Origin of the sequence: Microbispora bryophytorum (assembly GCF_006874465.1) — a bacterium.
Classification (GTDB): domain Bacteria; phylum Actinomycetota; class Actinomycetes; order Streptosporangiales; family Streptosporangiaceae; genus Microbispora; species Microbispora bryophytorum.
In genome coordinates, this window is the sequence record NZ_VIRL01000053.1 from 1 (window position 1) to 1,888 (window position 1,888).

At 70.8% G+C, this 1,888-nt stretch carries 2 protein-coding genes; both read right to left on the bottom strand.

The window, feature by feature from the left end; translation table 11 throughout:
• The coding region (locus tag FLX07_RS35730) for a sugar phosphate isomerase/epimerase family protein (RefSeq protein WP_142576387.1) at nt 1–959 on the bottom strand (959 nt) is incomplete at its 3' end.
• Nucleotides 956–1,888, bottom strand: a 933-nt coding sequence (locus tag FLX07_RS35735; RefSeq protein ID WP_142576389.1) for a Gfo/Idh/MocA family protein, incomplete at its 5' end; no start/stop codon positions are given. The genes FLX07_RS35735 and FLX07_RS35730, both read right to left, overlap by 4 nt.

Sequence of the window (1,888 nt, forward strand, 5' to 3'; positions counted from 1 at the left end):
GCGTTGAGCGAGCGGATGTAGGCGAGGGCCTCGGGTGCGCCGTGCAGCCGGTCCATGCCCGCGTCCTCCCACTCGACGGAGATCGGGCCGTCGTAACCGATGTGGTTGAGCGCCCGGAAGCACTCCTCCCACGGCACGTCGCCCCGGCCGGTGGACACGAAGTCCCACCCACGGCGGGGATCGGCCCAGGCCAGGTGCGAGGCCAGGCGACCGCGGCGGCCGTCGCGGGTGGCGACCCGGGCGTCCTTGCAGTCGACGTGGTAGATCTTGTCGGCGAAGTCGAGGATGAAGTTCGCCGGGTCAAGGCCCTGCCACACCATGTGCGAGGGGTCCCAGTTCAGCCCGAAGGCCGGCCGGTGACCGATGGCCTCCAGCGTCCGCACCGTGGTGTGGTAGTCGTAGGCGATCTCGCTGGGGTGCACCTCGTGCGCGAAACGCACCCCCACCTCGTCGAAGACGTCGAGGATCGGGTTGAAGCGGTCGGCGAAGTCGGCGTAGCCCGCCTCGATCATCGACGGCGGCACCGGCGGGAACATCGCCAGGGTGTGCCAGATGGAGGAGCCGGTGAAGCCCACCACGGTCGAGACGCCGAGTTTGGCGGCGGCGCGGGCGGTGTCCTTGAGTTCCTCGGCGGCGCGCTGCCGGACGCCTTCGGGTTCGCCGTCGCCCCAGATGCGGGCGGGCAGGATGCCCTTGTGGCGTTCGTCGATGGGGTGGTCGCAGACGGCCTGGCTGAGGAGGTGGTTGGAGATCGTCCACACCCCGAGGTTGTACTTGGCCAGGGTCTCCTTCTTGCGCTCGACGTAGGAGTCGTCGGCGAGGGCCTTGTCGACCTCGAAGTGGTCGCCCCAGCAGGCGAGCTCCAGGCCGTCGTAGCCCCATTCGGAGGCCAGGCGGCAGACTTCCTCGAACGGCAGGTCCGCCCACTGCCCGGTGAACAACGTGACCGGCCTGGTCATGAATCCTCCACAGTCGTGAAGCGGCTGCCCTCAGCCGCGCTCTGCTCGACGGCCGCCAGCACCCGCTGCACCCGCAGCCCGTCCTCGAAGGACGGCGCCGGGTCGGTGCCGGCGGCGATCGCCTCCAGGAAGTCCTTCGCCTCGTGGACGAAGGTGTGCTCGTAGCCGAGGCCGTGACCCGGCGGCCACCACGCCCCGGCGTACGGGTGGTCCGGCTCGGTGACGAGGATCCGTCGGAAGCCCTGCTCGGCGCTGTCGATGGTGTGGTCGTGGAACCACAGCTCGTTCATCGCCTCGAAGTCGAAGGACAGGCTGCCCAGCGACCCGTTGACCTCGATGCGCAGCGCGTTCTTACGCCCGGTGGCGAAGCGGGTGGCCTCGAACGAGGCCAGCGCCCCGCCGTCGAAGCGGCCGATGAACAGCGCCGCGTCGTCCACCGTCACCTCGCCCATCTCACCGGCGCCGCCCTCGGCGGCCAGGCCGCTCGACCCTTCGGCGAGCGGACGCTCCTTGATGAAGGTCTCGGTGAGCGCGCTCACCCCCGTCAGCGATCGGCCGACGATGAACTGCGCGGTGTCGATGATGTGCGCGCCGATGTCGCCGAGGGCGCCGGACCCGGCCTTGTCCTTCTGGAGCCGCCAGACGAGGGGGAACTCCGGGTCGACGATCCAGTCCTGCAGGTACTGCGCCCGCACGTGCCGGATCTCCCCGAGCCTGCCCTCCTCGACGAACCGCCGGGCCAGCGCGACCGCGGGCACGCGGCGGTAGTTGAAGGCGACCATGCTGCGCACCCCGCGCGCCGCCGCCTCCTTCGCCGCCGCGGCCATGGCCTCGGCCTCGGCCACGGTGTTGGCCAGCGGCTTCTCGCACAGGACGTGCTTGCCCGCCGCCAGCGCCGCGATGGCGATCTCGGCGTGGCTGTCGCCCGG